Source organism: Nocardioides sp. P5_C9_2 (genome assembly GCF_054049555.1).
This window is the reverse complement of sequence record NZ_JBFUMD010000296.1, coordinates 1-4965: the sequence shown is the minus strand read 5'-3', so window position 1 is coordinate 4965 and position 4965 is coordinate 1. Positions and strand designations below refer to the sequence as shown.

General features: G+C 72.8%; 7 protein-coding genes. 1 reads left to right on the top strand and 6 read right to left on the bottom strand.

The window, feature by feature from the left end; genetic code table 11:
* Both ACXJKL_RS14370 and ACXJKL_RS14365 read right to left on the bottom strand, forming a co-directional pair.
* The coding region (locus tag ACXJKL_RS14370; RefSeq protein WP_457207726.1) for an ABC transporter permease at positions 1–738 on the bottom strand (738 nt) is incomplete at its 3' end.
* Positions 738–1493 (bottom strand): ABC transporter ATP-binding protein, encoded by a 756-nt coding sequence (locus ACXJKL_RS14365; RefSeq protein ID WP_457207725.1) that lies wholly within the window; start codon positions 1491–1493, stop codon positions 738–740. The genes ACXJKL_RS14370 and ACXJKL_RS14365, both read right to left, overlap by 1 nt.
* Before the next feature lie 140 nt (positions 1494–1633).
* On the opposite strand from ACXJKL_RS14365, the gene ACXJKL_RS14360 reads away from it, so the two are divergent.
* Complete coding sequence (locus tag ACXJKL_RS14360; RefSeq protein ID WP_457207724.1) at positions 1634–2248, top strand: alpha-ketoglutarate-dependent dioxygenase AlkB; 615 nt, start codon at positions 1634–1636, stop codon at positions 2246–2248.
* Positions 2249–2294: 46 nt separating this feature from the next.
* On the opposite strand, the gene ACXJKL_RS14355 is transcribed toward ACXJKL_RS14360, so the two are convergent.
* The 4 genes from ACXJKL_RS14355 to ACXJKL_RS14340 form a co-directional block, all read right to left on the bottom strand.
* Entirely contained in the window at positions 2295–2780 is a 486-nt protein-coding gene (locus ACXJKL_RS14355; RefSeq protein WP_457207723.1) for a hypothetical protein, read from the bottom strand.
* 28 nt (positions 2781–2808) lie between these two features.
* Positions 2809–3534 carry an SRPBCC family protein gene (locus tag ACXJKL_RS14350; protein WP_457207722.1) on the bottom strand — a complete coding sequence of 242 codons (726 nt, stop codon included), beginning with the start codon at positions 3532–3534 and terminating at the stop codon, positions 2809–2811.
* Positions 3535–3538: 4 nt separating this feature from the next.
* Positions 3539–4393 carry an FAD binding domain-containing protein gene (locus ACXJKL_RS14345; RefSeq protein WP_457207721.1) on the bottom strand — a complete coding sequence of 285 codons (855 nt, stop codon included), beginning with the start codon at positions 4391–4393 and terminating at the stop codon, positions 3539–3541.
* Positions 4390–4965 (bottom strand): xanthine dehydrogenase family protein molybdopterin-binding subunit (locus tag ACXJKL_RS14340; protein ID WP_457207720.1); only part of this gene is annotated, 576 nt, incomplete at its 5' end. The genes ACXJKL_RS14340 and ACXJKL_RS14345, both read right to left, overlap by 4 nt.

Below are 4965 nucleotides of genomic sequence, written 5' to 3'. Positions count from 1 at the left end.
GGCCTCGACGCCGCGCGGGAGTCGCTCGCGGACCGCGGCCGCGAGCTCCTCCTGGCTCGTCCCCGGCTCGGCGGTCACCCAGATGTCGGTGAAGGCGTCCTTCCCGTCGAGCAGCAGGCGCTGCGCCGTACGGGTGTCGAAGGCGGCCAGCGTCGATCCGTTGAGGGAGCCGCCCGCCGGGAAGCCGGCGATGCCGACCAGCGTCGGGCGCAGGACCGCCTGGTCCCCGCTGGTGACGAGGTGGACCTCCTCGCCGATGGTGTAGCCCCCCTCGCCGGCGGTGACCGAGTCGAGCACCACCTCGCCGGACTTCGTGGGCGCACGACCGCCGATGATCGCCAGCCCCTCGAGGTCGTGGCCGGCCGGGGCGTCGCTCCAGTTGGCGCCCACGGACGGTGGGCCCTGGCCGCCGACGACCTTGCCGTCCTCGCCGACGACGAAGACGCCGAACGCCGTCACGTTGCCGTCGACGCGGGCCGCGCCGTCCACGCCCTGCAGGCGGTCGACCAGCGAGGAGTCGACGGTGCGGGCGGTCGGCTCGGACTCCCCCGACGTCCCGCCGGGACGGACGACCACGTCGCCCACCGTGGAGGCCATCAGGGCGGTGAAGCTGCGGCTGAGGGTGTCGCTGAAGACGAGGGTGCCGACGACGAAGGCGACACCGAGCACGATCGCGAAGGTGCTCATCAGGAGCCGGACCTTGCGGCCCAGCAGGCTCTTGAGCGCGGTGCGCAGCATCAGTCGGCCACCGGGGCACTCATCCGGGCCATCACGTCGAGCACTCCCTCCCGGTGCGGGTGGCGCAGCTCGTCGACGATGCGGCCGTCGGCGAGGAAGACGACCCGGTCGGTGTACGACGCCGCCACCGGGTCGTGGGTGACCATCACGATCGTCTGCCCGTGGTCGCCCGCACTGCGGCGCAGGAGGTCGAGCACCTCGGCCCCCGACTGCGAGTCGAGGTTGCCGGTGGGCTCGTCGGCGAAGACGATGCGCGGCCGGCCGGCCAACGCCCGGGCGACCGCGACGCGCTGCTGCTGGCCGCCGGAGAGCTGGTTGGGCCGGTGGCTGAGGCGGTCGCGGATGCCGACCGTGTCGATCACCGAGTCGTACCACTCGCGGTCCGGCTTGCGCCGGGCGATGGACTGCGGCAGCAGGATGTTCTCCTCCGCGGTCAGGGTGGGGACCAGGTTGAAGCTCTGGAAGACGAAGCCGACCTCGTCGCGGCGCAGCCGGGTGAGCTGCTTGTCCTTGAGCTTCCCTAGCTCGTGCTCACCGATCCAGACCTCGCCGGACGTGGCGGTGTCGAGCGCGGCGCAGCAGTGCATCAGCGTCGACTTGCCGGAACCGCTGGGGCCCATGATCGCGGTGAACTCGCCCTCGACGAGGTCGAGGCTGACGTCGTCGAGCGCCCGCACGAGCGCGTCACCGCTGCCGTAGGTCTTGGTGAGGTGGCGCACCCGCGCGGCGACGGGTCGATCCCCGGTGGTCGTCATGGGAAAACGATCCCGCACCGCTCCAACTCGTGGCCACCGGGTATCGCCCCGAGGTGACCCCGACCTCCGGCCCCGGCCCCGGTCGCATCGCCGACGCCACCTCCGAACATCTGTTCGATCCGTGGTGTAGCGTCCTGGGCGTGGACTTCCAGTCGACGCTCTTCGACACGGCCGAGGTGCCGGCGGTCTCCCCGCTCGCCCCCGAGCGCCGGATCCTGACCCGCGGCGCCTGGCTCGACGTGCAGCGCAACTGGCTCGCCGCCCCTGACGACGTCCTGACCGCGATGGTCGCCGACGTGCCGTGGCGGGCCGAGCGGCGCCAGATGTACGACCGTGTCGTCGACGTCCCCCGCCTCGTCCACACGTACGCCGTGGGCGAGGCGCTGCCGCACCCGGTGCTCGTCGAGGCCCGGGAGGCGCTCAGCGAGCACTACCTGCCCGAGCTGCGCGAGCGGTTCGTGACGGCGGGCTGCTGCTACTACCGCGACGGCCACGACTCGGTCGCCTGGCACGGCGACACCATCGGTCGCGGCCGCACCCAGGACACGATGGTCGCCATCGTCTCCCTCGGCGACCCGCGCCGCCTGGCCCTGCGGCCGCGCGGTGGGGGCGAGTCGATCTCGGTCACCATGGGCCACGGCGACCTGGTGGTGATGGGCGGCTCGTGCCAGCGCACCTGGGAGCACGCCGTGCCCAAGGTCGCCTCGGCGGGCCCGCGGATGTCGGTGCAGTTCCGCCCGCTCAACGTCTTCTGATCCTGCGCGCACGCGGCGGGGTCCGGGCCGGCGGCCCGCCGGCCGGTCAGCCGGCGTACGCCTCGTCGTACAGCCCGGAGAGCAGCTCGTCCTTGGCCGCGCTCAGCCCGCACAGGCTCACCTGGCCGTCGGAGGCGCTGACGAGGTAGGTGTCGCCCTGCTGGAAGTCGACGGCCAGGAGCAGGTCGACGATCTCGCGGCTCGGGGTGGAGACCCGCACCTGGTCGGTCTCGTCGTCCCCGGTGTACCACTGGTCGACATCGAGGGTCGCGGTCCCCTCACCGACCTCGGTGACGGTGCCCTCGAAGGCGGCGTCCTGGGCGCGGAGGAGCTCCACGCTCGGCATCGCGCAGCGCGCGCCCTCACCCGTGGGGGTCACCTCGAGCGAGGTCACGCTCCCCCCGCCCGAGGTGACCGGGGTGACCTCGGTCGAGGGGTCGGGCCCGTCGACGTCCTGGCCGCACCCGGCGAGCAGGACCGCGCCCGTCAGCACGGTCACGGCCAGTCCTGCGATGCCCCGGGTCGTCCTCATGTCCTGAAGATTCCCACACCGGCCAAGGTCAACGGCGCAGCAACCTCCACAACACGGCGAGCACGACGACGAGGCCGAGTCCCTGCTTCCAGTAGGACCGCGCCAGGACGGGCAGGACGGCGCTGCCGAGGTCGAGGGCCTCGACCGGCGGCGCCGGCCGGGGTGGGGCGGAGGAAGCGGCCGAGGACGAGGGTCGTGGTGGAACCGGCCGCGGAGCGGTCAGGGGTCCCGACTCCGCGGCCGGAGGTACGTCGGCGGCTGCCGCCGCCGGGGCCTGGTCCGGTACGCCGTCCGCCGTCGCCTCGTCGCCGGGTCCGGTCAGCCGCTGCTCGAGGCAGTCGACGAACTGGCCGAGGAGCTTGTCGGAGACGTCCTGCATGACCCCGCGCCCGAACTGCGCCGGCTTGCCGGTGATCGCCAGGTCGGTCTGGACCGACACGTCGGTCGAGCCGGCCGCGTCGGCCATGGTCACCGTGACGTGGGCGCCGGCCGTGCCGTTGCCGCGCTTGTCCTTGCCCTTGGCGTCGACGACGAAGCGCTTGGCCTCCTCGTCCTTCTCCACGAAGGTGCCGCTGCCGTTGTAGACCAGGGCGATCGGGCCGAGCTTGACCTTGACCGAGCCGGCGAAGCTGTCGCCGTCCGCCGAGGTCACCTGGGCACCGGGGAAGCACTCCGCCACGGAGGCGATGTCCTCGAAGTGCGCCCAGGTCTCTTCGACGCCGGTGGGCACGGTGAAGCGGTGCGTCAGCTCCATCCGCTCACGCCCCCGCGGCGGCGAGCACGGCGCGCCGGGTCAGGACCTGGGCGAGGTGGGTGCGGTAGTCGGCCGCGCCGTTGAGGTCGGAGGGCGGGTTGGTGCCCTCGGCGGCGCGGGCGGCCGCAGACGCCACGGCGTCCTCGGTGGCGGGCTGGCCGACGAGGGCCTCCTCGACGCTGCGGGCGCGCAGCGGCGTGGACCCCATGTTGGTCAGGCCCACCCGGGCCTCGGCGATGGTGCCGCCCTCGACCCGGACCGCCGCGGCGACCGCGACGATCGGCCACTGGTGGGCGACGCGCACGAACTTCTCGTAGTGCGCGCCCCAGCCGGTGTGCTTGGGGACCCGGATCTCGGTGAGCAGCTCACCCTCGGCGATCGCGGTCTCGAACAGGTCGACGAAGAAGTCGTCCGCCGCCACGGTCCGGGTGCCGCCCGGGCCGGCGATCACGAACTCCGCCCCGAGCGCCAGGGCGGGAGCCCCGAGGTCGCCGGCCGGATCGGCGTGCGCGAGCGCTCCTCCGAACGTGCCGCGGTGGCGGATCTGGGCGTCGGCGAGCTGGTGCTCGGCCTTGACCAGCAGGGCGGCGTGCTCGCCGACCAGCGGGTCGTGGAGCACCGTGTGGTGCGTGGTCATCGCGCCGATGACCAGCGCGTCGCCGTCCTCCCGCACGCCGCGGATGGCCTCGATGCCGCCGAGGTCGATGACGACCTCGGGGGCGTTGAGCCGCATCCGCAGCACCGGCAGCAGGCTCTGCCCGCCGGCGATGACCTTGGCGTCGTCCCCGTGCTCGGCGAGCGCCGCGAGGGCCTCCTCGACGCTGGTGGGCGCGAGGTACTCGAACTGGGTGGGGATCACTGGTTCGCTCCGTCCGTGCGGTCGGTCTGTCCCTGCATGCCGGTCTCCTCGGTGAAGTGGGGAGCGGCCGCGCCCTGGGTGTCCGTGGTGCCGCCACCGCCGGCGTCGTGGATGGCTCTCCACACGCGCTCGGGGGTGCACGGCATCTGGATGTCGTTGATGCCGAGGTGCCGGATCGCGTCGACGACGGCGTTGACCACGGCCGGGGTCGAGGCGATCGTCCCGGCCTCGCCGACGCCCTTGGTGCCGAGGGTGTTGGTGGTCGAGGCGGTCGAGTTGTGCTGCACGTCGAAGCTGATCGTGTCGGCCGAGGTGGGCAGCAGGTAGTCGACGAAGGAGCCGGACACCAGCGTCCCGGAGTCGTCGTACACCGCCTCCTCCCACAGCGCCTGGGCGATGCCCTGCGCGAGCCCGCCGTGCACCTGGCCCTCCACGATCATCGGGTTGATGATCGTGCCGATGTCGTCGACGCAGGTGTACTTGCGCATCAGGACGCCGCCGGTCTCGGTGTCCACCTCCATCGCGCACAGGTGCGTGCCGTGCGGGTAGTTGAAGTTGACCGGGTCGTACGT